We start from the raw sequence: 23,349 nt of genomic DNA, 5'->3' as shown, positions 1-23,349 counted from the left end.
CCGGGCGTCCAGGACGACTTTCAGCACGGGCGCCAGGCCGCCGGGCGGCCGAGGGTCGCGAGGATCCGGTCCAGCGGGTACGCCCCGGCGGCCGGCGGCGACTCCGGCCGGGAGGGGCTGCCCGGGGCCGTCCGGGCCTCACCGGACGGAACGGCCTCGGCGATCGGCAGGGCCACGGCGAGGATGTCGGGCCCGGGTGCGTACGGGAGGTCGAGGCTGCGGGCGACGTCCCAGCCGTGCACGACGTAGTCGAGGAGACGGAAGCCGATGGCCCGGTCGGCGCGGAACGTCCGGTCCCGGCTGAACCCGGGCAGGCCGAAGGCCGCGTCCGGCCCGTCCACGGCCGCGAAGGCCGCGACGACCCGCTCGGCCGCCTCGCCGTACCGCGCGGGTGCGTCCCCGCCCGCCGGAGAGACCTCCCAGTGCGCCGGATTCAGCCCGTCGCCGCGCGCGGCGGCCTCGAACCCGTGGTGCTGGGCCGCCGGCCCGACCCCGAGGACCGGCGGGCACGACTGCTCTCCTTTGCGCCCCAGCCCGTTGAACCTGCCCCACGCCGACGAAGCCCTCCACCCCGAATGCACAACCCAGGACGGCGAGCCCCACCTCACGGGTTCTGCGGCGGGTGTTCTCGTGGGAGCTCCACCGGTGGTGCGTCCCTGAAGCGGCGGCGGTCGCGAGCTCCCGGTGGGGCGTCGGCGAGGCGGATGACCGTGCCGTCCCGGCCCGCCACCACCGGCTTCGCCGAGCGGGCCGCCTTGGCCTGGTACTGGGCCGCGTCGGCGAGTCGGAAGAGGCGGCGGGCCGACTTCAGGGGGCCGATGGGGTCGCCGGTGGACGCCACCCCGCAGGCCACGCCCTCCCCGAGTTCCAGTTCCGCCGCCCGTACGCAGAGTTCCTCTGCGACCGCGACCACCTCGTCCGCCGTGGGGCCGACCGTCAGGAGGCAGAACTCGTCGCCGCCCAGGCGGGCCGCGAGGGCGCCGGGGAGCATGGCGCCGCAGCGGGAGAGGACGGAACCGAAGCGTTCGAGAAGGCGGTCGCCGACCGCGTGGCCGTGGGTGTCGTTGACGCGCTTGAGGCCGTTGAGGTCGCAGACCATCAGGCTGACGACGGAGCCGTCCGTCCGGTAGCGCTCGATGGCCTCGTCCAGGCGGGTGTCGACGGCCCGCCGGTTGGCGAGGCCGGTCAGGGGGTCGGTGAAGGCGAGTTTGCGTACCTCCTCCAGGCGTTCGGCCTGGGCGATGCCCGCCGCGACGACCGCCGCGAGTACGGTCGCGAAGTCGGCGTCCGCGCGGGTGAAAGGTTTCGCCTCCGGCGGGCGGGCCACGTACAGCTCGCCCCACGCCCGTCCGTGCAGCACGACCGGGGCCACCACGCAGCAGCCGCGCCCCCGTCGGCGCAACCCGGTCACCCGGCCCGTCGGCACCGGGTCGCCGGCGGTCTCCACCCAGGCGTCCGGCTCGCCGCCGCCCGCCCACTGCTCGTGCAGGAACTCGGTGATCTCGGGAAACTGGTGCACCGGATACGTCTCCGAGTCCGGGAACTCCTCCTCCCCCACCGCCCGCTCCCCCGCGTTCACCAGGACCTTGAGGCGGCCGTGGTCCCGCTCCCAGACCGACAGGGCGGCGAAGCTCCCGTCGAGGCCCTCGCAGGACCCGAGCGCCGCCGCCCGCCAGAACTCGCGTGGAGTGTGCGCCGCCGCCATCCCCTGCGCCAGCGCCACTACGGCCCGCAGCCGCCCGTCCTCACCCATTCCTCCAGCTTAGGGAGGTTTGATCCGTTTTCCCTTTCGAGACGTCACCGTCCGTGACATTTGATGCAAAACGGGATGGGTTACTCGCCGGGCCAGTTCGGCTTCCGCTTCTCGTTGAAGGCGGCCACGCCCTCCGCCCGGTCCCCCGAGAAGGCCACCGAGCGCCAGGCCGCGTCCTCGACCTCCAGGCCCGCCCGCAGGTCGAGGCCCTGACCGAGCCGCATGGCCCTCTTCGCGGCGCGCAGCCCGACCGGCGAGTTGGCCGCGATCCGCCCGGCGAGCTCCAGGGCGGCCGTCCGCGCGTCCTCCTCCAGGAGGTCGACGAGACCGAGCTCGCGAGCCTCCTCCGCCGCCACCCGGCGGGCCGTGAAGACCAGCTCGGCGGCGCGTGCCGCGCCCACCCGGCGCGGCAGCAGCTGCGTACCGCCGCCGCCGGGGATGACGCCCACGGAGACCTCGGGGAGGCCGACCACGGCGGTCGCGTCGGCCACGATCACGTCGCAGGCGAGGGCCAGCTCGAAGCCGCCGCCGAGGGCGAAGCCGTGCACGGCGGCGACGGTCGGCATCGGAAGCTCCAGGACGCCGGTGTAGGCGGCGCGGGCGGTCGGCCGCTGGCGGACCAGCTCGGCGTCGGTGAAGGAGTTGCGCTCCTTGAGGTCGGCGCCGACGCAGAAGGCGCGGTCGTTCGACGAGGTGAGGACGGTGACGCGGACCGAGGGGTCGGCGGCGAGCGCGTCGCAGGCGGCGCCGAGGGAGCGGGCCATCTCGGAGGAGACGGCGTTCATCGCCTTGGGCCGGTCGAGGACCAGCTCGGCGACGTGACCGTCGCTCCCGTCGCCTCCGCCCCTCCGGACCACTACGAACTCACCGAAGCGCTGCTCGGACATGACCGCACACCCTCCCGACCAAGACCCGCCCGTTAACGGCTGTTAACCGGCGTCCACGGGAGCGATCCTAAGTCGGACGGCGGGTCAGGAGCCAGGGTTCGACGACGCCGAGGCCACGGACCGGGCGCTGCCACATCGGCTGGAGCGCGAAGCGGTACGAGGCGGCCTTGCGGCCCTCCTTCTCGGCGCGGGCCGCCTGTTCCGCCGCCTCCGCCTCCGAGGCGGGCGCCTCGCCCGTCCTGGACAGCTCCTCCGCGAGCGCGCCGTCCACGAGGACGGCGTCCTTGGGCGCTATCGAGGTGAGGCGGCTGGCCAGGTTCACGGTGGTGCCGAAGACGTCGCCCATCCGGGTCGTCACGGTGCCGAAGGCGATGCCGACGCGCAGCGCGGGCATCGTCTCGTCGTGGCCGAGGGTCTCGATCAGGCGCAGCGCGATCTCGGCGGCCGTGCCGGCGTCGTCCGCCGCGTACAGCACCTCGTCGCCGAGGGTCTTGATGAGCCGTCCCCCGTGCGCGGCGACCAGGTCGGCGCAGGTCGTCTCGAAGGCCTCGACCAGCTCGCCGAGCTCCTCCTCCTCCAGGCGGCGGGTGAGCCGGGTGAAGCCGACGAGGTCCGCGAAGCCCACCGCGAGCCGCCGGTCGACCATCTCCTCGTCGTCGGCGGCCTGCACGACCCGGCCGGTGGCGGCGGCGAGCTGCCGCCGCCAGACGTAGATCAGGAACTCCTCCAGCTCGGGCAGGAGCAGCTCGACCAGGGGGTACGTGACCTCGGTGCGGGTCATGCCGGGCTCGGGCGGCTCGGTGAGGCCCTCCAGGAAGGAGTCGATCTGCCACTCGGCGAGCCGGGCGGTGGTCTGCCCGGTGGAGCGGGCGACCTGGACGGCCATCGGCTCGCTGAGCAGCCCGGCCTCGACGAGACCTGCGAGCCGGCGCAGCGCGAGGACGTCGGCCTCGGTGAGCGCCTTGGCCTGGCCGATGTCGGCGAAGCCCATGGCGCGCCAGAAGCGGGAGGCGAGTTCCATGGAGACGCCGGCGGTTCGGGCGGCCTGGAACGGGGTGTAGCGGCGGTCGGCGCCGAGGATGAGCTGTTCGAGGCGGATGGCCAGCGGGTCGTCGGTCGGCTCGGCCGTGTGGTCGACCTCGTGGTGCGGGGTGGGGTACGTGGGAGGCTCGGGAGCGCCGCCCTCGTTCTCGTCGTCGACGGTCACCGGCCGCCTCCTGCCCGTTCCCTGCCCACTTGCCCTGCCGATCTGTCGCCTGGATCGCGCTCCACGATACGGCAGGTGTGCGCTGGCTCACGCGCGAACGCTGCCGCGTTGGTGCTGGGCCCGGTGGTGCGGGGCCCTCTTGGGCGGGGCCCTTCGGACGGACCCTGTCCGCCGCGGGCCCTTCCAGGCCCGGGCCCTTCGGGTGAACGGCCTGGAAGGCGCGGCGCGCGGTCGGGGTGTGCCCACCCTCCCTCAAGCTCTCGGCTTCGCTCGAGCAGGGGGCACCCCATCGCCCTGCGGAACGATTGCCCACACCGGGGGCGGGGCGGGGACCCCCGGCGGAACGCATGCCCCCACCTGGGTCCGCTAGGTCCGCAGGTGGACGACGTCGCCCGCTCCTACCGCTTCCGTGCCGCCGCCCTCCGTCGCCACGACCAGGCGGCCGTCGCCGTCCAGGGCGACCGCCTCGCCCTCCAGCACGCGTTCGCCGGGCAGGTCGGCCCTGACCCGGCGGCCGAGGGTCGCGCAGCCGGCCGCGTACGCCGCCTGGAGGCCGGAGGCCTCGGGGTCGCCGTCGGCCCGCACCCACTTCCCGTACCACTCGTCGAGGGAGCGCAGGACGGCCCGCAGGAGGGTGTCGCGGTCGGTGGAGACCGCGCCGGCGAGGAGGAGGGAGCCCGCCCCGGGCACGGGGAGTTCGTCCTCGCGGAGGGTGACGTTGATGCCGAGGCCGACGACGACGCCGTCCGCACCGGCCCGCTCGGCGAGGATGCCGCCGGCCTTGCGTTCCTCGCCCGCGACGGAAACCAGCAGGTCGTTGGGCCATTTGAGGGACATGTCGACGCCGGCGGCCTTCGCGAGGCCGGTCGCGGCGGCCACGCCGGTGAGCAGCGGGAGCCAGCCCCAGCGGTGGACGGGCACGGCCGGCTTGAGGAGGACGGAGAGGAAGAGACCGGAGCGGGCCGGGGCCGTCCAGGTGCGGTCGAGGCGGCCACGGCCCGAGGTCTGCTCCTCGGCCACGAGCACGGCGCCCTCGGGGAGGTCGTCGGCTCGGGCGGTGAGGTCGTTGTTGGTCGATCCTGTGGTGGTGACCACGTCGAGCGAGGTCCACAGGCCGTCGGGGAGGACGAGTGCGCGGCGCAGGGCGGCGGCGTTCAGCGGGGGCCGGTCGAGGTCGGACCAGGGTCCGCCGGAGCCTTGTGAGGACGTCATGCAAGCCAGAGTAGGTGTGGCAAAGACCGCAGTGCCGAACCGTATCGGCGTCGATACGCTACGGCTCAGTAGCTGAGCAGTAGCCCATTCGTAGTCAACGAACCCCCCGTGACCAGGCAGGGAGCCGCATCCCGATGTCCGAGCCGGCAGAGCAGTACGAGATCGACATTCACACGACCGCAGGCAAGCTCGCGGACCTCAGGCGCCGTATCGACGAGGCCACGCACGCCGGCTCGGAGCGCGCGGTGGAGAAGCAGCACGCGAAGGGCAAGCTGACCGCGCGCGAGCGGATCGCCCTGCTCCTCGACGAGGGCTCGTTCGTCGAGCTGGACGAGCTGGCCCGGCACCGGTCGACCCATTTCGGCCTGGAGAAGAACCGGCCGTACGGCGACGGTGTGGTCACCGGCTACGGCACGGTCGACGGCCGCCCGGTGGCGGTGTTCTCGCAGGACTTCACGGTCTTCGGCGGCGCGCTGGGCGAGACGTACGGCCAGAAGATCATCAAGGTGATGGACTTCGCCCTGAAGACGGGCTGCCCGGTCGTCGGCATCAACGACTCCGGCGGCGCCCGCATCCAGGAGGGCGTGAGCGCGCTCGGCATGTACGGCGAGATCTTCCGCCGCAACACCCACGCGTCCGGGGTGATCCCGCAGATCTCCCTGGTCGTCGGCCCGTGCGCGGGCGGCGCGGTCTACTCGCCGGCCATCACCGACTTCACGGTGATGGTGGACCAGACCTCGCACATGTTCATCACCGGTCCCGACGTGATCAAGACGGTGACGGGCGAGGACGTGGGCTTCGAGGAGCTGGGCGGCGCCCGTACGCACAACGCGACCTCGGGCGTGGCGCACCACATGGCGGGCGACGAGAAGGACGCCATCGAGTACGTGAAGTCGCTGCTGTCCTACCTGCCGTCGAACAACCTCTCCGAGCCGCCGGCCTTCCCGGAGGTCGCGGAGACCGACGTGAACGACGAGGACCGCGAGCTCGACACGCTGATCCCGGACTCGGCGAACCAGCCGTACGACATGCACAAGGTCATCGAGCACGTGCTCGACGACGGCGAGTTCCTGGAGACGCAGGCGCTGTTCGCGCCGAACATCCTGACCGGCTTCGGCCGGGTCGAGGGCTTCCCGGTGGGTGTGGTCGCCAACCAGCCGATGCAGTTCGCGGGCTGTCTGGACATCGACGCGTCCGAGAAGGCCGCGCGGTTCGTGCGGACCTGCGACGCCTTCAACATCCCGGTGCTGACCTTCGTGGACGTGCCCGGCTTCCTGCCGGGCGTGGACCAGGAGTACGGCGGCATCATCCGGCGCGGCGCGAAGCTGATCTACGCGTACGCGGAGGCCACGGTCCCGCTGATCACGGTCATCACCCGCAAGGCGTTCGGCGGCGCGTACGACGTGATGGGCTCCAAGCACCTGGGCGCGGACCTGAACCTGGCCTGGCCGACCGCGCAGATCGCGGTCATGGGCGCGCAGGGCGCGGTCAACATCCTGCACCGGCGCACCATCACGGAGGCCGCCGACCAGGACGCCGAGCGGGCCCGGCTGATGCAGGAGTACGAGGACGCCCTGCTCAACCCGTACATCGCGGCCGAGCGCGGCTACATCGACGGGGTGATCATGCCGTCCGACACCCGCCCGCAGATCGTCAAGGGGCTGCGTCAGCTGCGCACCAAGCGGGAATCCCTGCCTCCGAAGAAGCACGGCAACATCCCGCTCTAATCCACCCTCCAGGACCTCGAAGGAGTCGTCGTGATCAAGGTCGTACGAGGAAACCCGACCCCGGAGGAGCTGGCCGCCGCACTGGCGGTGGTCCAGGCGCGGGCCGCGGCCACGGCGGCGGCGTCCGCCGAGGGCGGCGGCCCGGTGGCGCCCGAGGGGTGGTCGGACCCCTCCCGCATCGCGAGGTCGGTACGGCATCGTCCCGGCCCCCGGGCCTGGGCGCGGTCGTACTGGCCCGTGTAGTCGTCGCACCGTGGAAGGCCGGACTCCCCGTAAGAACCGGGGGTCCGGCCTTTCGCGTGTCCCGGGCACCCGTCACGTACGGCGCAGGAAGACGCCGGCCAGGACCGCTCCGGCGGCGACGATCGCGGCGTTGACGAGGACCGCGAGGCCGATGCCGTCGAGGAGCACGGGCGCGGTGACGACGACGGCGCTCATGATCGGGGTGCCCATGGTGATGCCGATCTGCTGCGTCATGGTCGCGAGGCCGGTCGCCGTGCCCTGCTCGTGGTCGGGGATGCCCGAGGTGGCGGTGACCATGAAGCCGACGATGGCGAGCATGTTGCCGACGCCGCCCGCGAAGGTCGCGGCGAGCAGCAGCCAGAGGCTGCCCCGGTCGTCGCCGAGACCGTAGAGGGCGAGGGTCGCGGCGGCCTGGAGGAGTCCCCCGGCGACGAGCGCGGCGCGGGCGCCGTAGCGGCCGATGAAGCGGGAGGCGAACACCCCGCCGATGACCGTGCCGGCGCCGAGGACGCCGAAGGAGAGCCCGGCGGCGAGCGGGGAGAAGCCCAGGACGTCCTGGAGGTACAGGGTCATCAGGAAGACCAGGGAGGTCTCGGTCACGAAGGCGACGAGCCCGGCGAGGTTGCCCCAGACGACGGTGCGGCGGGTGAGGATCCGTACGGGCACGAGGGGCGAGGCGGACCGCCGCTCCACGAACCAGAAGGCGACGAGCAGGGCGACGCCGGCGACGAGGGCCAGGGGCTCGGTGGTCAGACCGTAGACGAGGGCGAGCAGGCCGGCGGTGACGGTGATCGCGCCGGGGACGTCGAGGCGGGGCCGGGCGGCGGGGCGGCTCTCGGTGAGGACCACGGGTGCGACGAGGAGGACCGCGAGGGCCACCGGCACGTTGACGAGGAACGCCCAGCGCCAGGAGAGCAGGTCGGTGAGGACGCCGCCGAGGATCGCGCCGGTGGTGAAGCCCGCGGACATCAGGGCGCCGTTGAGACCGAGCGCGCGGGCGCGCAGCGGGCCCTCGGGGAAGGAGGCGGTGAGCAGGGAGAGGCCCGCGGGGGTGACGGCCGCGGTGGCGAGGCCCTGGGCGACCCGGGCGGCCATGAGGATCTCCGGGCTGGTGGCGAGGCCTCCGACGAGGGAGGAGACGCCGAGGAGGGCCATGCCGCCGAGGAAGATCCGGCGGCGGCCGACGAGGTCGGCGACGCGCCCGAAGAGGAGGGTGAAGCCGGCCGCGGCGAGGGCGAAGGCGGTGGCGATCCACTGGAGGCCGCCGAGGGTGAAGCCGAGTCCCTGGCCGATGACGGGCAGGGCGACGTTCAGGATCGAGAAGTCGACGGCCAGCATGAACTGGGCGAGGAGGAGGACGACGAGGACGAGCCGCATGCGGCCGGTCATCCGGGTGTCCGGGTGTTCCACGGGCGTGGGGTGGTCCAGGGCAACCATGGCGTACGACCCCTTAATGGGAGAATGGTTCCGTTAAGATGTGTCGTACCGTAGCAGAGTCGATGGACTTAATGGAACAGGAGACCCGTTTGACCGAGAGCCAGCCGGCCTCGCCCGGCACCCCGGCCTCGCCCGGCACCCTGCGCCCCGGCGGCCGCACCGCGAAGGTCCGCAGGGCGGTCCTCGACGCCACCCAGGACACCCTCGCCGACAGCGGCTTCCATGCCCTGAACATGGACCGGATCGCCGCGAGCGCCGGCGTCGGCAAGACCACCGTGTACCGCCGCTGGGGCTCCCCCGTCGGTCTGGTCACCGACCTCCTGCACGACATGGCCGAGCAGTCCCTGCCCGCCTCCGACACCGGCAGCCTCGCGGGCGACCTGCGGGCCAACGCCGAACTCGTGCGGGCCACCCTCACCGACCCGCGGATGGGCGCCGTCTTCCGCGCGGTCATCGCCGCGGCCGCCTGCGACGAGGAGTGCGCCCGCGCGCTCGCCGCCTTCTACCGGACCCGGCTCGACGAATGGGCCCCCGTCGTCGGCAAGGGCGCGGCGCGCGGCGAGGTCCCGGCGGAGACCGACCCCGTCGAGCTGCTCCGCGCCGTCTCCGCGCCGCTCTACTACCGCTTCACGGTCACCCGCGAGGAGCTCACCGGGGCCGTGGCGGAGCGGGCCGTGACGGCGGCGCTCGCGGCGGCGCGGGGCGGGGTGTTCCTCCGCGAATAGTCCTTCGGCACCGGGGCGCCTGAGTATCCGTACTCAGGCGTTCCGCCCGCCCCGGCCGCAGGATCGGAGGCATGCTGTGGTCCGACCCTAAGAATCAACCGCCGAAGTTCATGCGGGACATGCAGGCGATGCTCCGTCGCGCGGGCGTGCTGCTGGCCCTGGCGATGGTGGTGGGCATGTTCGTGGCGAGCGCACGGTGACGGGCGCACGCGCGAGCGGAGGATGAGCGCGCGCGTGAGCCCGCGGTGCGCGCACGTGCGAGCCCGCGGGAAGCGCACGCGTGGGCCCGCGGGAAGCACTCCGCGCCGCTCCGGCGGGAAGGCGGCCCCCGTACTGGCTACGCTGCCCCCATGACTGCTGAACCGCGCCGCGTCGTGCTCGCCTCCGCCTCCCCCGCCCGGCTCGGTCTGCTCCGGCAGGCCGGTCTCGCCCCGGAGGTGATCGTGAGCGGGGTCGACGAGGACAAGGTCCACGCCCCGACCCCGGCGGAGCTCGCGCTCGCCCTCGCGGAGGCGAAGGCCGCCCATGTGGCCGCCCGACCCGAGGTGTTCGGCGCCCTGGTCATCGGCTGCGACTCGGTCCTCGAGCTCGACAAGCGGGCCCTCGGCAAGCCGGCCGACGCCGAGGAGGCCACCGCCCGCTGGAAGGCGATGCGCGGCCGGGTCGGCATCCTCCAGACCGGTCACTGCGTGTACGACACGACCGCCAAGCGCTTCGAGTCGGCGACGGCCTCCACCGTGGTCCGCTTCGGCGAGCCGACGGACGAGGAGATCGCCGCGTACGTGGCGAGCGGCGAACCGCTGCACGTGGCGGGCGCGTTCACCCTGGACGGGCGCTCGGCGCCGTTCATCGACGGCATCGACGGGGACCCGGGCAACGTGATCGGTCTGTCGCTGCCGCTGCTGCGCACGCTTCTCGGAAAGCTGGGCGTGCGGATCACCGACCTCTGGACCTGAGGTGGCGTGACCTACGCGGCCGCCGGGGCCTCTTCGGGGGCCTCGGCGCCCCTGTCGTACCCCTCGCCGTACGCCACGAGGGTGAGCACGACCAGGCCGAGGACGACCACCAGGAAGGCGAACGCCGGCCAGCCGAGGAGTCCCACCGCCACCGCGGCGAGGACGCCGTGCACGACCGCGCAGCCGATGAGCAGGCCCCGGGCCGCCCGGCCGGGCCGGCGGTCGCGGACGCCGGCGAGGAGGGCGACGAGGCCGCAGAGGACGAGGGCGATCCCGGACCCGATGCCGAGCGCCCAGGTGCCGGTGTACATCGCGTCGGGGTCCATGCCGTCGAGGGACATCGACTGGGCTTCGACGAACCGGGCCATCACGGCGTTGATGGCGACGATCCCGGGCGCTTCGAGGAACAGCACCGCCGCCGTCACGAGAGCTATCGGTCTGCGGGCCACCTCGGCCACCCCCTGAATTCGCCGTTACCGTCAGTACGATCGACTGCGCGCAGGCTACTGGCCGGTAAATCTCTGGACAAGGGTGTGGGCGGGAGCGCGAGCGAGAGCACGGACAAGGCACGACGGGTGTCGGCTCGGCAAAGAATCATCGAGCCGTTCGTAGGGAACTGACAAAGAAACCCGAATGGCGACTGGCCGCACGAACAGAGACCTGCGCCACACCCCGGAGCTACTGTGCCGTAAAGGAACCCTGCGTACCGTGGTGCGACAAGGGAATTCACGACCCGAGCAGGCCCGGGGTCACGCTCCGTGTGGGCAAGCTCACCACTGGGGACGGGTCGAAAGGCCGTGTCGGCAGTCCCTAAACTCAGCTTGTTTCAAGGAGGGAGCCATCGTGCGCAAGGTGCTCATCGCCAACCGTGGCGAAATCGCTGTCCGTGTGGCCCGGGCGTGCCGGGACGCGGGTATCGGCAGCGTGGCCGTGTACGCCGAGCCGGACCGGGATGCCCTGCACGTCCGGGCGGCCGACGAGGCGTTCGCTCTGGGCGGTGACACTCCGGCGACCAGTTACCTGGACATGGGCAAGGTGCTGCAGGCCGCGAAGGACTCCGGGGCCGACGCCGTCCACCCCGGCTACGGCTTCCTGTCCGAGAACGCCGAGTTCGCGCAGGCCGTCCTGGACGCCGGTCTGACGTGGATCGGCCCGCCGCCGCAGGCGATCCGGGACCTGGGCGACAAGGTGGCGGCCCGTCACATCGCGCAGCGCGCCGGCGCCCCGCTGGTCGCCGGCACCCCCGACCCGGTCTCCGGCGCCGACGAGGTCGTCGCCTTCGCCAAGGAGCACGGTCTGCCGATCGCGATCAAGGCCGCGTTCGGTGGCGGCGGCCGTGGTCTGAAGGTCGCCCGCACGCTCGAAGAGGTTCCCGAGCTGTACGACTCCGCCGTCCGTGAGGCCGTCGCGGCCTTCGGCCGGGGCGAGTGCTTCGTGGAGCGCTACCTCGACAAGCCGCGCCACGTCGAGACGCAGTGCCTGGCCGACTCCCACGGCAACGTGGTCGTCGTCTCCACCCGTGACTGCTCGCTGCAGCGCCGCCACCAGAAGCTGGTGGAGGAGGCCCCCGCGCCGTTCCTGACCGAGGCGCAGAACGCGGAGCTGTACGCCGCGTCCAAGGCGATCCTGAAGGAGGCCGGCTACGTCGGCGCCGGCACGGTCGAGTTCCTCGTCGGCACCGACGGCACGATCTCCTTCCTCGAGGTCAACACCCGTCTCCAGGTGGAGCACCCGGTCACCGAGGAGGTCACCGGCCTCGACCTGGTCCGTGAGATGTTCCGGATCGCCGACGGCGAGGAGCTCGGCTACGGCGACCCGGAGATCCGGGGTCACTCGTTCGAGTTCCGCATCAACGGTGAGGACCCGGGCCGCGGCTTCCTGCCCGCCCCCGGCACCGTCACCCTCTTCGCCCCGCCGTCCGGCCCCGGTGTCCGCCTCGACGCGGGCGTGGAGTCCGGCAGCGTCATCGGCCCGGCCTGGGACTCGCTCCTCGCCAAGCTGATCGTCACCGGCGCCACCCGCGAGCAGGCGCTGCAGCGCGCCGCGCGCGCCCTGGCCGAGTTCAAGGTCGAGGGCATGGCCACCGCCATCCCCTTCCACCAGGCCGTCGTGGTCGACCCGGACTTCACCGCCGACCCGTTCCGGGTCCACACCCGGTGGATCGAGACCGAGTTCGTCAACGAGATCAAGCCCTTCACCCCGGCCGGCGCGGAGGCCGACGAGGACGAGTCGGGCCGCGAGACGATCGTCGTCGAGGTCGGCGGCAAGCGCCTTGAGGTCTCCCTGCCGTCCAGCCTCGGCATGAGCCTGGCCCGTCAGGGCATCGCGGCCGGTGCCAAGCCGAAGCGGCGTGCGGCGAAGAAGTCCGGCCCGGCCGCCTCCGGCGACACCCTCGCCTCCCCGATGCAGGGCACGATCGTCAAGATCGCGGTCGAGGAGGGCCAGGAGGTCAAGGAGGGCGACCTGATCGTCGTCCTGGAGGCCATGAAGATGGAGCAGCCGCTCAACGCGCACCGCTCCGGCACCGTCAAGGGCCTGACCGCCGAGGTCGGCGCGTCGGTCACCTCCGGCGCCGCCATCTGCGACATCAAGGACTGACGGTCGCACCGAGTACGGTACGAAGGGCCCGCAGGCAGCCGCCTGTGGGCCCTTCGTCGAAGGGAGGGTCTTCCCGACCATGCGAGCCGACGCACGCCGCAACCACGAGCGGCTGCTCGCCGAAGCCCGTGGCACCTTCGCCGAGCAGGGCGCCGACGCGTCCCTCGAGGAGATCGCGCGGCGCGCGGGCGTGGGCATCGGTACCCTCTACCGCCACTTCCCCTCCCGGGCAGAGCTGTTGAACGCCGTCTTCCAGGAGGCCCTCACGGCGCTCGTCCGCCGCTCGGCGGAGCTGGCGGACGCCGAGGAGCCGTGCCGGGCCCTTGTGGAGTGGCTGCGGGCGCTGATCGCCCACGCGGGCGAGTACCGGGGGCTCGCGCACGCGCTGATGTCCGCGTCGTACGACCGGAGTTCGGCGCTCGCCGGGTGCAGTGAGCCGCTGCGCGCGGCGGGTGAGCGGCTGCTCGAACGCGCCAGGGAGGCGGGTCAGGTGCGCGCCGACGTGTCGATCGGCGATCTGATGCAGCTGACCAACGCGATCGCGCTGGCGGCGGAACAGAGCCCGGAGGAAGCGGAGTTGGCGGACCGCCTGCTCGCGCTGACGCTGCGGGGCATCAAGGACTGACGTCGTCCTGTACGTGTCGGACCGGGCCGCGGGAACCGGGGGCGTCCGGCGCGTGTCGGGCGGCGTGGGACCCCTGGGGGAAGGTCCCTCGGCCGGCCTCAGCGGCGGCGCATGTCCGCGACGCGTGCGGTGCGCTCCAGTGTCTCGGCCGCCATCCCTCCGCCCGGTCCCCGGAACTGACCGGCCGCCATCCGTCCGCGCTGGACCGGGAGCGGCATGTCACGGCGGGGCCGGGCGCCCGGGGGGACCTGATCGCCGCCCGAGGGTCCGCCGGCGGCGCCCGTGCCCGCGACGGCGATCTGCACGCCCTGGTCGGCGAGGGCCTGGAGCTCGGTGGCGGCCCGGTCGTCGTGGGCGGGCGGCTCGTCGGTCACCAGGCGGGTGATCACGTCGGTGGGCACCGTCTGGAACATGGTGTCGGAGCCGAGCTTGGTGTGGTCGGCGAGGACCACGACCTCGGCCGCCGCCTGGACGAGTGCCCGGTCCACGCTCGCGGAGAGCATGTTGGACGTGGACAGGCCGCGCTCGGCGGTCAGTCCGCTCCCGGAGAGGAAGGCGCGGGAGACCCTGAGGCCCTGGAGCGACTGCTCGGCCCCGCTGCCCACCAGGGCGTAGTTGGAGCCGCGCAGGGTGCCCCCGGTCATGACGACCTCGACCCGGTTGGCGTGGGCGAGGGCCTGGGCGACGAGCAGGGAGTTGGTGACCACGGTCAGACCGGGCACGCGGGCGAGCCGGCGGGCCAGCTCCTGCGTGGTCGTCCCGGCGCCGACGACGATGGCCTCGCCTTCTTCGACGAGGCTCGCGGCGACGTCGGCGATGGCCGTCTTCTCCGCGGTCGCGAGATGGGATTTCTGCGGGAAGCCGGATTCTCGCGTGAATCCGCCCGGCAACACCGCACCGCCGTGGCGGCGGTCGAGGAGTCCTTCTGCCTCGAGGGCCCGTACGTCTCTCCGTACGGTCACTTCCGAGGTCTGGACGACGCGGGCGAGCTCGCGGAGCGACACGGCCCCATTGGCTCGCACCATTTCGAGGATCAACTGGCGACGTTCTGCAGCGAACACGAAACTGACAGTAACGTGACCGGCCGATAGTTTTCAGCAGTATGCGCCGAATTGCAGAAGATGCACACAGACGGGGTCTCCAAGTGGTATGGGAGACCCCGTCGTTGGTTCAAGGTGTGCCGGGGCTATGCCCGATCTTGCCGGGGGTTGTCCAGATCGCCCCAGGCCGGGGGCGGGTCAGGCCTCGCCCGCCGTCTTCCGGGTGTGCAACTGCCGTGCCACTTCCGCGATCGAACCCGACAGGGAGGGGTACACGGTGAAAGCATTTGCGATCTGTTCGACGGTCAGATTGTTGTCGACCGCGATCGAGATCGGATGGATCAGTTCGCTCGCCTTCGGGGCGACGACACAGCCGCCGACCACGATGCCGGTGCCCGGACGGCAGAAGATCTTCACGAAGCCGTCCCGGATGCCCTGCATCTTCGCGCGGGGGTTGCGCAGCAGCGGCAGCTTGACGACCTTGGCGTCGATCTTGCCCGCGTCCACGTCGGCCTGGGTGTAGCCGACGGTGGCGATCTCGGGGTCGGTGAAGACGTTCGACGAGACCGTCTTCAGGTTGAGCGGGGCCACCGCGTCGCCGAGGAAGTGGTACATCGCGATACGGCCCTGCATGGCGGCCACCGAGGCCAGCGCGAAGACGCCGGTGACGTCACCGGCCGCGTACACGCCGGGGGCGGTCGTACGGGAGACCTTGTCGGTCCAGATGTGACCGGAGTCCTTCAGCCTGACCCCGGCCTCCTCCAGGCCCATGCCTGCCGAGTTCGGGATCGCGCCGACCGCCATCAGGCAATGGGTGCCGGAGATGACCCGGCCGTCCGCGAGGGTGACCTCCACCCGGTCGCCGACCCGCTTGGCGGACTCGGCGCGCGAGCGGGCCATGACGTTCATGCCGCGGCGGCGGAAGACGTCCTCCAGGACGGCGGCGGCGTCCGGGTCCTCACCGGGGAGGACGCGGTCGCGGCTGGACACCAGGGTGACCCGGGAGCCGAGCGCCTGGTAGGCGCCGGCGAACTCGGCGCCGGTCACGCCGGAGCCGACCACGATGAGCTCCTCGGGGAGCTCCTTGAGGTCGTAGACCTGGGTCCAGTTCAGGATGCGCTCGCCGTCCGGCTTGGCGTCCGGGACCTCGCGCGGGTGACCGCCCGTCGCGATCAGCACGGCGTCCGCCGTCAGCGTCTCCTCCGTGCCGTCGGCGGCGGTGACGACCACCTGGCGGGAGCCGTCCATCGCCTGCCGGCCGGAGAGCCGGCCGCGGCCGCGGAGCACCCGGGCACCCGCACGGGTGACGGAGGCGGTGATGTCGTGCGACTGGGCCAGCGCGAGGCGCTTCACCCGCCGGTTGACCTTGCCGAGGTCCACGCCCACCACACGGGCGGCCTGCTCCACGTGCGGGGTGTCGTCCGCGACGATGATGCCGAGCTCCTCGTAGGAGGAGTCGAAGGTGGTCATCACCTCCGCCGTGGCGATGAGCGTCTTGGAGGGGACGCAGTCGGTCAGGACGGACGCGCCGCCGAGGCCGTCGCAGTCGACGACGGTCACCTCCGCGCCGAGTTGGGCGCCCACCAGGGCCGCCTCGTATCCGCCGGGTCCGCCGCCGATGATCACGATCCGGGTCACTGGGATCTACGCCTCGCGCTCTCGTTCTGCTGCCGGGGAGTCCCCCCGCTGGGATGCAGTGCGTACGCCATTGTCCCGCACGCCTCAAGTGCGTACCCCATTCTCCCGCACGCCCGGTGCGGTCTCACGCCGGGGCCCGTCGGAGGGGCGCGCCCGCGCGTCCGGCCGCGCGCCGGGCGTGTCCCGCGGCCCCCACCTCGGAGTTCGGCGGACACCCCGCCCCCTCCCGTACCCTCGGTCCCATGTCGCTCTACGCTGCTTTCGCCAGCAACCTCGACGCGCGGCTGATGAGCCGCCGCGCACCGCATTCCCCGCTGCGCGGCACCGGCTGGCTGAACGGCTGGCGGCTGACCTTCGGCGGCGAGCAGATGGGCTGGGAGGGGGCGCTGGCCACCATCGTGGAGGCCCCCCGCTCGCAGGTCTTCGTGGCGCTGTACGACATCGCGCCGATGGACGAGGACTCCATGGACCGCTGGGAGGGCGTCGGCCTCGACATCTACCGCCGGATGCGGGTCCGGGTGCACACCCTGGACGGCGAGGAGCCGGCCTGGGTGTACGTCCTCAACGCGTACGAGGGCGGGCTGCCCTCGGCCCGCTACCTGGGCGAGGTCGCCGACGCGGCCGAATCCGCGGGCGCGCCGCACGACTACGTGATGGAGTTGCGCAAGCGCCCCTGCTGAAGGCGTGGCCGGAGGTGTGCGAACGCCCCAGGGACGGGGACGGGAGTACGTGTGCGCTTTTCGTCGGAAACGACAAGACAACGATCGCATGTCCGTCGGCATCGTCATCTACGCGCGTAGGCAATCTCCGGCTACGCTTCTGCGCGTATGAAATCCGTCCGGGGCCCGCCTCGGACCCCCCTCCCCGAGGCGAGAGAGTCAGTGAACGCAACTGCCACCCCGTACGAGGCCGCCGAGGCCGCCGCCGCCCGTCTGCGCGAGCTGACCGGCGTCGAGAACCACGACGTCGCCCTGGTCATGGGCTCGGGCTGGGCACCCGCCGTCGACGCGCTCGGCGCTCCCGAGGCCGAGTTCCCGGTGACCGACCTCCCCGGCTTCCCGCCGCCCGCCGTCGAGGGCCACGGCGGCAAGGTCCGCTCGTACAAGATCGGCGCGAAGCGCGCCCTCGTCTTCCTCGGCCGCACCCACTTCTACGAGGGCCGCGGCGTCGCGTCCGTCGCCCACGGCGTCCGCACCGCCGTCGCCGCGGGCTGCGGGACCGTCATCCTCACCAACGGCTGCGGCGGCCTGCGCGAGGGCATGCGCCCCGGCCAGCCCGTCCTCATCAGCGACCACCTCAACCTGACGGCCGCCTCCCCGATCGTCGGCGCGAACTTCGTCGACCTCACCGACCTGTACTCGCCGCGGCTGCGCGCGCTGTGCAAGGAGGTCGACGAGACCCTCGAAGAGGGCGTGTACGTGCAGTTCCCCGGGCCGCACTACGAGACCCCGGCCGAGATCAACATGGTCCGCGTCCTCGGCGGCGACCTCGTCGGCATGTCCACCGTCCTGGAGGCCATCGCCGCGCGCGAGGCCGGCGCGGAGGTCCTCGGCATCTCCCTGGTCACCAACCTGGCGGCGGGGCTCTCGGGCGAGCCGCTGAACCACGAGGAGGTCCTCCAGGCGGGGCGGGACTCGGCGGCGCGGATGGGTGAGCTGCTGACGCGGGTCCTCGACCGGATCTGAGTCCTCCCCCACCCCGCCCCTTCCCGAAACCGGGGCTCAGCCCCAGACCCGGTCCTCAAACGCCGGACGGGCTGAAGAATTCAGCCCCGCCGGCGTTTGAGACGCGGGGGTCCGGGGGCGGAGCCCTCGGTTTCGGGAAGGGGCGGGGTGGGGAACGGCTCCGCGCAGCGGCCCACCCCGCGCCCCCTTCCTCCCGCCCCACCCCGAAAGGCACACCGTGACGCAGGACGACCTCCTCGCCCGGGCCCAGGCCTGGCTCGCCGAGGACCCCGACAACGAGACCCGCGAGGAGCTCGCGAAGCTCATCGAGGCCGGCGCGGGCGACGAGCTCGCCGCCCGTTTCGCCGGCACCCTCCAGTTCGGCACCGCCGGGCTCCGCGGCGAGCTGGGTGCCGGGCCGATGCGGATGAACCGCTCGGTCGTCATCCGCGCCGCCGCCGGCCTCGCCGCGTACCTCAGGGCGAAGGGCGAGGAGGGCGGGCTCGTCGTCATCGGCTACGACGCCCGCTACAAGTCCGCCGACTTCGCCCGCGACACCGCCGCCGTGATGACGGGCGCCGGGCTGCGCGCCGCGTTGCTCCCCCGCCCGCTGCCGACGCCCGTCCTCGCGTACGCCATAAGGCATCTGGGCGCCGTCGCCGGTGTCGAGGTGACCGCGAGCCACAACCCGCCCCGCGACAACGGTTACAAGGTCTACCTGGGCGACGGCTCGCAGATCGTGCCGCCGGCCGACGCGGAGATCGCCGCCGAGATCGAGGCCGTACGGTCCCTGCACGACGTGCCGCGGCCGGAGAGCGGCTGGGAGACCCTCGGCGACGAGGTCCTGGACGCCTATCTGGAGCGTACGGACGCCGTCCTGACCCCTGGGTCCGCCCGCACCGCCCGGACCGTCTACACGGCCATGCACGGCGTCGGCAAGGAGGTCCTGACGGCCGCGTTCGCGCGGGCCGGTTTCCCGCCGCCGGCGCTCGTCGCCGCGCAGGCCGAGCCCGACCCGGCCTTCCCGACGGTCGCCTTCCCCAACCCGGAGGAGCCGGGCGCCATGGACCTCGCCTTCGAGGCGGCCAGGGCCGTGGACCCCGACCTGGTCATCGCCAACGACCCGGACGCCGACCGCTGCGCGGTGGCCGTGCCCGACCCGTCGGTCGTCGGCGGCTGGCGGATGCTCCGCGGCGACGAGGTCGGCGCGCTGCTCGCCGCGCACCTGGTGCACAAGGGCGCCACGGGCGTCTTCGCCGAGTCGATCGTGTCGTCCTCGCTGCTCGGCCGGATCGCCGAGGCCGCGGGCGTCGGGTACGAGGAGACGCTGACCGGCTTCAAGTGGATCGCCCGCGTCGAGGGCCTGCGGTACGGGTACGAGGAGGCGCTCGGCTACTGCGTCGACCCCGAGGGCGTCCGCGACAAGGACGGCATCACGGCGGCGCTGCTCGTCGTCGAGCTGGCGTCGGTGCTCAAGGAGCAGGGCCGGACGCTGACCGACCTGCTCGACGACCTGGCGGTGGAGCACGGGCTGCACGCCACGGACCAGCTGTCGGTGCGGGTCGAGGACCTGGGCGTCATCGCGAACGCCATGACGGCGCTGCGCGAGCGGCCTCCGGTGTCGCTGGCCGGTCTGACGGTGGTCTCCGCGGAGGACCTGACGAAGGGGACGGAGTCGCTGCCCCCGACGGACGGGCTGCGCTACCACCTGGAGGGCGCCTACAAGGCCCGGGTGATCGTCCGCCCGAGCGGCACCGAGCCCAAGCTCAAGTGCTACCTGGAGGTCGTGGTGCCGGTCACGTCGGCGGTCGACCTCGCCCCGGCCCGCGCGAAGGCCGCGGAAGTGCTGGTCGCGATCAAGCGGGACCTGTCGGCGGCCGCCGGGCTCTGAGCCCTCGGCTCCGGGAGCGGTCGTGGAAGGGCCGGTACGGGATCGATTCCGTACCGGCCCTTCCGCGTGCCCGCCGCACCCGTCCGGGTGGACCCCGGACGGTCTCAGCCGAAGCGGCCGTTGACGTGGTCGGCGGTGCGCGGGTCGCTCGGCGAGCCGAAGACCGGGTCCGTGGGCCCGTGCTCGACGATCACGCCGGGCGTGCCCTGCTCGGCGAGGAAGAAGGCGCGGGAGCCGGAGACCCGGGCCGCCTGCTGCGTGTTGTGGGTGACGATGACGACGGTGAACTCCGCCTTCGGTCGGCGGTGGTCTCCTCGATCCGCCGGGTGGAGGTCGGGTCGAGCGCCGAGCAGGGCTCGTCCATGAGCAGGACGCGGGGGCGGACGGCGAGCGAGCGGGCGATGCACAGGCGCTGCCGCCGGCCGCCGGAGAGCGCCCCGCCGGGCTGCCCGTCCGTAAGGGTCAGCCCGTCGCCATCAGGATCACCAGGAGCAGCAGCCCGGCCGCGGCGGGCCCGACGATCTCGTACGCCCAGCGCACCCGGACCTCGCCCTGCGCCCCCGGCTCCCCGGAGCGCAGCTCGGCGAGCGCCCGCAGGTCGGCGACGGTCCGGTCGGAGGGCGCGGTCCGGGAGGCGGTGTCCCGTACGTCGGCGTTGACCGAGGTGCGGCCGTGCGGGTCGTCCTGGGAGGCGCGGGAGGCACGGCGGGCCGCCCTCTTGCGCTGGCGCAGCGAGACGGGGACGGCCCACAGCTGGTACTTGGTGCCGCTCCTGGTGAGGACCTCGCTGGAGTAACCGGCGCGGACGTCGGCGACCGTCGCCCACGGCAGCGTGATCGACCGGAACGGGTTGCGGATCCGGAGCCGGTCGTCGTTGGCGTACACGGCGGGCCTGATGGTGAAGGCGACGATCAGCGGGACGGCGAGGACGAGTCCCGCGAGCGCGAGCCACGGCGAGCGGCCCTCGCCGCGCAGCAGCACGTCACCGGCGAACACGCACGCGAGGAGCAGCAGGAACACCCCGCTCGCGATCCCCAGGGGCGACCGGAAGACACGGTCGGGGGACGTCTGCGTCGCGGACGGCTGCTCGGGGGTCGACTCGCGGCTCGGCTCGTGGCTGGGCTCGGGGGTCGGCTCGGGGGTCGTCATGCCGCCGATTCTGCCTCAGCGGGCCGGTGGGGGCTCAGGCGGCCCGCACGGCCACGAGATCCGCGTACAGAATGATGTTGTCGGGTCGGTGGCCGTCGACCAGCTCGCCGCCGCAGGTGACGACGCGCAGCTCGGGACGCCGGGTGTCGCCGTACACCTTGGCCGTCGGGAAGGTCTTCTTGTCGACCTGCTCCAGCTCCCGGACGCGGAAGACGGCACGGGTGCCGTCGGCGCGGGTCACGGTGATCTCGTCACCGATCCGGACGCGGGAGACGTCCTTGAGGACGGCCGGGCCGCGGGCGGTGTCGAAGTGCCCGATGAGGACGGCGGGGCCGGTCTCGCCGGGCGTGACGCCCTTGTCGTACCAGCCGATCCGGTCGGCGTCGGCGACCGAGGGCACCTCGATGGTGCCGTCGGCGGCGAGCCCGAGTGCGAGGACGGACCTGGTGGGCCCGGTGTCGACACCGGCGGCGGGCAGTTGCACGCGGACGGGCAGCGACCGGGCCAGCGGCCGTACGGACGCGGCGCTCGCGGCCGGCGGGGGCGCGGCGGCCTCGGTGACACGGGCGGGCGGGGTGGCGGCGGGCCCGCCACCGCCGGAACAGCCGGCGAGCGCGGTGACGGCGAGCACGGCGGCGAGGAGGACGGGGGCGGCACGGGTACGGCGACGGTTCACGGGACGGCTCCGGACGGCACGGGGTGTGGCCGGCCGCCGCGTGGGGGCGGCGACCGGCCGGGACGGGCGCTCCTGCTCGGGTCAGGGTCAGGGAGCGGGTGAACAGGGAGCGGGCGACACGGAAGCCCCGGCCGGACCGCAAGGCCCCGGACCGGGACACGACCGGCCTCGCCCCGACCTCAGGGCCCCGGACCACGACACGGCCGGTGTCGGTCCGGGCGGACGTCGAAGGTCCCGGCCGGGTCGCGGCGGGCATCGGTCCGGCCGGGTCGATGCCCGTACGACCAGGTCGCGGCGGGCATCGACCAGGTCGGACACCAGGTCCCGGCCGGGTCGCGCGGCCGGCGTCAGGCGCGGGCCGCGGACCGGCGGCGCAGGACGACGAAGCCGAGGCCGGCGGCGGCGAGCGAGGCGGCACCGGCACCGGCCGCGACCAGGGCGGTGGAGTCGCCCTCGGCGCCGAACTCGGCACCGGCCGCGACGCCGCCCTGCGGGATGACGGAGGTCTGCCCGGCGTGCACGGTGACGCCGGTGCCGCCCGTGCCGTTGCCGACGGTGGCGCTCTTGACCGGGGCGAGCTTGCAGCCCTTCGGCAGCTTCGGGAAGGCGTGCGTGGCACCCTTGGCGGTCCCTCCCTCGACCTTCGTGTAGAGCGAGGGCGTCGCGGTGTACGGGTTGACGATCCGGGCGACGATGCCGGCGCTCTTCGGCAGTGCCGGGTGGGCGCGGTCGAGGGTGCCGATGAGCTTGTTGTCGCCCGCGGTGATGATCTTGGCCTTCGGTCCCTGGGGGCTCATGATCAGCTTGGCGCCGGTGCCCGCGCCGATGTCGACGATCCGGGCGATCGTGCACGGGGCGAGCGTGTCCTTGTCGACCGGGGTGGGCTCACCCTGGCCGCCGCCGCCCATGCCGTACGGCTGCGGGGCGGCCTGCTTCGCGGAGCCGGGGACGTAGGCGGCGAAGCCCCCGTCGTTCTCCAGGACGACGACGGCCTTGCCGTACGTCCAGACCTGGCGGACGCCGTTGAGGTAGGTGAAGCCGCGGCCCTTGTCGTTCTCGATGAGCTGGAGGCCGTAACGGCCGTCCTTCTTGGCGAGTTCGAGGACGGTGCCGTCGGCGAGCCGGTAGATGCCGGGGGTGGCGCCGGGACGGTAGTTGCCCGTCCAGTTGTGGGTGGTGCCGTTCCCGTTGAGGACGAAGAACTCGCCGTTGTCGTTGCCGGCGGCGGAGGAGTTGCCCGCCTCCAGGACGCCGACCTGACGGCCCTCGCGGAAGAGCTCGGCGCGGTGGTGCAGCGTACCGACCTTGTAGATCTTGGCGACGGTGCCGCTGATGAGGGTCTGGGTGCGGACCAGGGTGCCCTTCGCGACGGCGCTCACGTTGCCCTCGGAGTCCAGGGTCACCGCCCATCCGGCGAAGACCTCGGTGTCCTTGGCTCCGTAGCCGGCGCCGGCCTTCAGCTCGCCCAGCGCCATGCCGCCCTTCAGGACGGTGGCGGTGTGGTACCGGTGCTGGTCACCCCTGGCGTACACCTTGGCCGACAGTCCGCCGGCGAGCTGGACGGTGCGGCTCGCCGGGACGCCGGGCGTGGCGGTGGTCGGGGCAGCAGCCGGAGCGGCCTCGGCGGGGGCGGGCTTCTCGGCCTCGGCGGCCCCCTCGCCCTCGGCGGGCTTCTCGGTCGCCGAGGTCGGCTTCGCGATCACCGCGGGCTTCTCGGTCGCCGAGGTGGGCTTCGCGATCACCGCGGGCTTCGCGGTCGCCGCGACCGGCTTCGGCGCCGGGGCCGGGCCGCCGGCGAAGGCGCTGCCCGCGGCGAGGACCGGGGTGGCGGCGACTCCGGCGACGAGGGCGGTGGCGAGGGCGGTGCGAAGGGCGGTGCGCATAACGACTCCCGAGAAGTCCGGTGGTGGATGAAGACGAG

Annotated in this window: 22 protein-coding genes and 1 pseudogene; 10 read left to right on the top strand and 13 right to left on the bottom strand. The window is 73.1% G+C overall.

Going from position 1 to position 23,349, the window contains the following annotated elements; genetic code table 11:
* Positions 1–20: 20 nt before the first annotated feature.
* From ACFWUY_RS11940 to ACFWUY_RS11920, 5 genes are all read right to left on the bottom strand, one after another.
* Positions 21–581 carry a TIGR03086 family metal-binding protein gene (locus ACFWUY_RS11940; RefSeq protein ID WP_384105865.1) on the bottom strand — a complete coding sequence of 187 codons (561 nt, stop codon included), beginning with the start codon at positions 579–581 and terminating at the stop codon, positions 21–23.
* Positions 582–604: 23 nt separating this feature from the next.
* The gene (locus ACFWUY_RS11935) at positions 605–1,753 is read right to left on the bottom strand and encodes a diguanylate cyclase domain-containing protein (RefSeq protein ID WP_384105862.1); all 1,149 of its coding nucleotides are present in this window, start codon (positions 1,751–1,753) and stop codon (positions 605–607) included.
* A gap of 80 nt (positions 1,754–1,833) precedes the next feature.
* Complete coding sequence (locus ACFWUY_RS11930; protein WP_384105859.1) at positions 1,834–2,640, bottom strand: enoyl-CoA hydratase/isomerase family protein; 807 nt, start codon at positions 2,638–2,640, stop codon at positions 1,834–1,836.
* Between the two features lie 67 nt (positions 2,641–2,707).
* Entirely contained in the window at positions 2,708–3,847 is a 1,140-nt protein-coding gene (locus tag ACFWUY_RS11925; protein WP_384105856.1) for an adenylate/guanylate cyclase domain-containing protein, read from the bottom strand.
* A 366-nt stretch (positions 3,848–4,213) separates the two neighbouring features.
* A complete protein-coding gene (locus ACFWUY_RS11920) occupies positions 4,214–5,059 on the bottom strand; it encodes a biotin--[acetyl-CoA-carboxylase] ligase (RefSeq protein WP_384105853.1) in 846 nt (281 codons plus the stop codon).
* 134 nt (positions 5,060–5,193) lie between these two features.
* Between ACFWUY_RS11920 and ACFWUY_RS11915 the strand changes: the two genes are divergently transcribed.
* Both ACFWUY_RS11915 and ACFWUY_RS11910 read left to right on the top strand, forming a co-directional pair.
* Positions 5,194–6,786, top strand: a complete 1,593-nt coding sequence (locus ACFWUY_RS11915) for an acyl-CoA carboxylase subunit beta (RefSeq protein ID WP_384105850.1) — start codon at positions 5,194–5,196, stop codon at positions 6,784–6,786.
* Positions 6,787–6,816: 30 nt separating this feature from the next.
* A complete protein-coding gene (locus tag ACFWUY_RS11910; RefSeq protein ID WP_384105847.1) occupies positions 6,817–7,029 on the top strand; it encodes an acyl-CoA carboxylase subunit epsilon in 213 nt (70 codons plus the stop codon).
* A 72-nt stretch (positions 7,030–7,101) separates the two neighbouring features.
* Here the strand turns inward: ACFWUY_RS11910 and ACFWUY_RS11905 are convergent, their stop codons facing one another.
* Positions 7,102–8,466: an MFS transporter gene (locus ACFWUY_RS11905; protein WP_384105843.1), complete on the bottom strand. Its 1,365-nt coding sequence runs from the start codon at positions 8,464–8,466 to the stop codon at positions 7,102–7,104.
* 71 nt (positions 8,467–8,537) lie between these two features.
* Between ACFWUY_RS11905 and ACFWUY_RS11900 the strand changes: the two genes are divergently transcribed.
* From ACFWUY_RS11900 to ACFWUY_RS11890, 3 genes are all read left to right on the top strand, one after another.
* Positions 8,538–9,191 (top strand): TetR/AcrR family transcriptional regulator, encoded by a 654-nt coding sequence (locus ACFWUY_RS11900; protein ID WP_384105840.1) that lies wholly within the window; start codon positions 8,538–8,540, stop codon positions 9,189–9,191.
* Between the two features lie 71 nt (positions 9,192–9,262).
* Positions 9,263–9,391, top strand: coding sequence for a morphogenic membrane protein MmpB (gene mmpB, locus ACFWUY_RS11895; protein WP_384105837.1), 129 nt, complete (start codon positions 9,263–9,265; stop codon positions 9,389–9,391).
* Between the two features lie 150 nt (positions 9,392–9,541).
* On the top strand, positions 9,542–10,147 hold the full coding sequence (locus ACFWUY_RS11890; protein WP_384105830.1) for a nucleoside triphosphate pyrophosphatase: 606 nt from the start codon (positions 9,542–9,544) through the stop codon (positions 10,145–10,147).
* An 11-nt stretch (positions 10,148–10,158) separates the two neighbouring features.
* Here the strand turns inward: ACFWUY_RS11890 and ACFWUY_RS11885 are convergent, their stop codons facing one another.
* Positions 10,159–10,596 (bottom strand): hypothetical protein, encoded by a 438-nt coding sequence (locus ACFWUY_RS11885; RefSeq protein WP_384105828.1) that lies wholly within the window; start codon positions 10,594–10,596, stop codon positions 10,159–10,161.
* Positions 10,597–10,990: 394 nt separating this feature from the next.
* On the opposite strand from ACFWUY_RS11885, the gene ACFWUY_RS11880 reads away from it, so the two are divergent.
* A complete protein-coding gene (locus tag ACFWUY_RS11880; RefSeq protein WP_384105823.1) occupies positions 10,991–12,745 on the top strand; it encodes an acetyl/propionyl/methylcrotonyl-CoA carboxylase subunit alpha in 1,755 nt (584 codons plus the stop codon).
* 79 nt (positions 12,746–12,824) lie between these two features.
* Positions 12,825–13,370, top strand: a complete 546-nt coding sequence (locus ACFWUY_RS11875) for a TetR/AcrR family transcriptional regulator (RefSeq protein WP_384105819.1) — start codon at positions 12,825–12,827, stop codon at positions 13,368–13,370.
* A 98-nt stretch (positions 13,371–13,468) separates the two neighbouring features.
* Here the strand turns inward: ACFWUY_RS11875 and ACFWUY_RS11870 are convergent, their stop codons facing one another.
* Together ACFWUY_RS11870 and ACFWUY_RS11865 are read right to left on the bottom strand one after the other, a co-directional pair.
* Complete coding sequence (locus ACFWUY_RS11870; RefSeq protein ID WP_209499177.1) at positions 13,469–14,395, bottom strand: DeoR/GlpR family DNA-binding transcription regulator; 927 nt, start codon at positions 14,393–14,395, stop codon at positions 13,469–13,471.
* Between the two features lie 213 nt (positions 14,396–14,608).
* On the bottom strand, positions 14,609–16,048 hold the full coding sequence (locus tag ACFWUY_RS11865; RefSeq protein ID WP_384105813.1) for an NAD(P)H-quinone dehydrogenase: 1,440 nt from the start codon (positions 16,046–16,048) through the stop codon (positions 14,609–14,611).
* Positions 16,049–16,290: 242 nt separating this feature from the next.
* On the opposite strand from ACFWUY_RS11865, the gene ACFWUY_RS11860 reads away from it, so the two are divergent.
* The 3 genes from ACFWUY_RS11860 to ACFWUY_RS11850 all read left to right on the top strand — a co-directional run bounded on the left by ACFWUY_RS11860 (position 16,291) and on the right by ACFWUY_RS11850 (position 19,603).
* Positions 16,291–16,728 (top strand): gamma-glutamylcyclotransferase, encoded by a 438-nt coding sequence (locus ACFWUY_RS11860; RefSeq protein ID WP_384105809.1) that lies wholly within the window; start codon positions 16,291–16,293, stop codon positions 16,726–16,728.
* A 201-nt stretch (positions 16,729–16,929) separates the two neighbouring features.
* Positions 16,930–17,733: a purine-nucleoside phosphorylase gene (locus ACFWUY_RS11855; protein WP_384105807.1), complete on the top strand. Its 804-nt coding sequence runs from the start codon at positions 16,930–16,932 to the stop codon at positions 17,731–17,733.
* 217 nt (positions 17,734–17,950) lie between these two features.
* Positions 17,951–19,603 carry a phospho-sugar mutase gene (locus tag ACFWUY_RS11850; RefSeq protein ID WP_384105802.1) on the top strand — a complete coding sequence of 551 codons (1,653 nt, stop codon included), beginning with the start codon at positions 17,951–17,953 and terminating at the stop codon, positions 19,601–19,603.
* Between the two features lie 104 nt (positions 19,604–19,707).
* Here ACFWUY_RS11850 and ACFWUY_RS11845 read toward each other — a convergent pair.
* The 4 genes and pseudogenes from ACFWUY_RS11845 to ACFWUY_RS11830 form a co-directional block, all read right to left on the bottom strand.
* A pseudogene (locus ACFWUY_RS11845) lies at positions 19,708–20,051 on the bottom strand (ATP-binding cassette domain-containing protein); the annotation flags it as partial.
* Between the two features lie 14 nt (positions 20,052–20,065).
* Positions 20,066–20,752, bottom strand: coding sequence for a PH domain-containing protein (locus tag ACFWUY_RS11840; protein ID WP_384105798.1), 687 nt, complete (start codon positions 20,750–20,752; stop codon positions 20,066–20,068).
* A 34-nt stretch (positions 20,753–20,786) separates the two neighbouring features.
* Entirely contained in the window at positions 20,787–21,428 is a 642-nt protein-coding gene (locus ACFWUY_RS11835) for a class F sortase (RefSeq protein ID WP_384105791.1), read from the bottom strand.
* A gap of 347 nt (positions 21,429–21,775) precedes the next feature.
* Positions 21,776–23,311, bottom strand: a complete 1,536-nt coding sequence (locus tag ACFWUY_RS11830; protein WP_384105787.1) for a hypothetical protein — start codon at positions 23,309–23,311, stop codon at positions 21,776–21,778.
* Between the last annotated feature and the right edge of the window lie 38 nt (positions 23,312–23,349).

Source organism: Streptomyces sp. NPDC058664, assembly GCF_042716635.1.
In the GTDB taxonomy this organism is placed as follows: domain Bacteria; phylum Actinomycetota; class Actinomycetes; order Streptomycetales; family Streptomycetaceae; genus Streptomyces.
The sequence above is the reverse complement of the archived record's forward strand: the minus strand, read 5'-3'. Positions and strand labels throughout refer to the sequence as shown.

Coding starts and splice junctions, on each gene's coding strand:
- ACFWUY_RS11935 (WP_384105862.1), bottom strand. CDS start 1,753: ATGGGTGAGGACGGGCGGCTGCGGGCCGTAGTGGCGCTGGCGCAGGGG.
- ACFWUY_RS11930 (WP_384105859.1), bottom strand. CDS start 2,640: ATGTCCGAGCAGCGCTTCGGTGAGTTCGTAGTGGTCCGGAGGGGCGGA.
- ACFWUY_RS11920 (WP_384105853.1), bottom strand. CDS start 5,059: ATGACGTCCTCACAAGGCTCCGGCGGACCCTGGTCCGACCTCGACCGG.
- ACFWUY_RS11915 (WP_384105850.1), top strand. CDS start 5,194: ATGTCCGAGCCGGCAGAGCAGTACGAGATCGACATTCACACGACCGCA.
- ACFWUY_RS11905 (WP_384105843.1), bottom strand. CDS start 8,466: ATGGTTGCCCTGGACCACCCCACGCCCGTGGAACACCCGGACACCCGG.
- ACFWUY_RS11900 (WP_384105840.1), top strand. CDS start 8,538: ATGGAACAGGAGACCCGTTTGACCGAGAGCCAGCCGGCCTCGCCCGGC.
- mmpB (WP_384105837.1), top strand. CDS start 9,263: ATGCTGTGGTCCGACCCTAAGAATCAACCGCCGAAGTTCATGCGGGAC.
- ACFWUY_RS11890 (WP_384105830.1), top strand. CDS start 9,542: ATGACTGCTGAACCGCGCCGCGTCGTGCTCGCCTCCGCCTCCCCCGCC.
- ACFWUY_RS11875 (WP_384105819.1), top strand. CDS start 12,825: ATGCGAGCCGACGCACGCCGCAACCACGAGCGGCTGCTCGCCGAAGCC.
- ACFWUY_RS11870 (WP_209499177.1), bottom strand. CDS start 14,395: ATGGTGCGAGCCAATGGGGCCGTGTCGCTCCGCGAGCTCGCCCGCGTC.
- ACFWUY_RS11860 (WP_384105809.1), top strand. CDS start 16,291: ATGTCGCTCTACGCTGCTTTCGCCAGCAACCTCGACGCGCGGCTGATG.
- ACFWUY_RS11840 (WP_384105798.1), bottom strand. CDS start 20,752: ATGACGACCCCCGAGCCGACCCCCGAGCCCAGCCACGAGCCGAGCCGC.
- ACFWUY_RS11830 (WP_384105787.1), bottom strand. CDS start 23,311: ATGCGCACCGCCCTTCGCACCGCCCTCGCCACCGCCCTCGTCGCCGGA.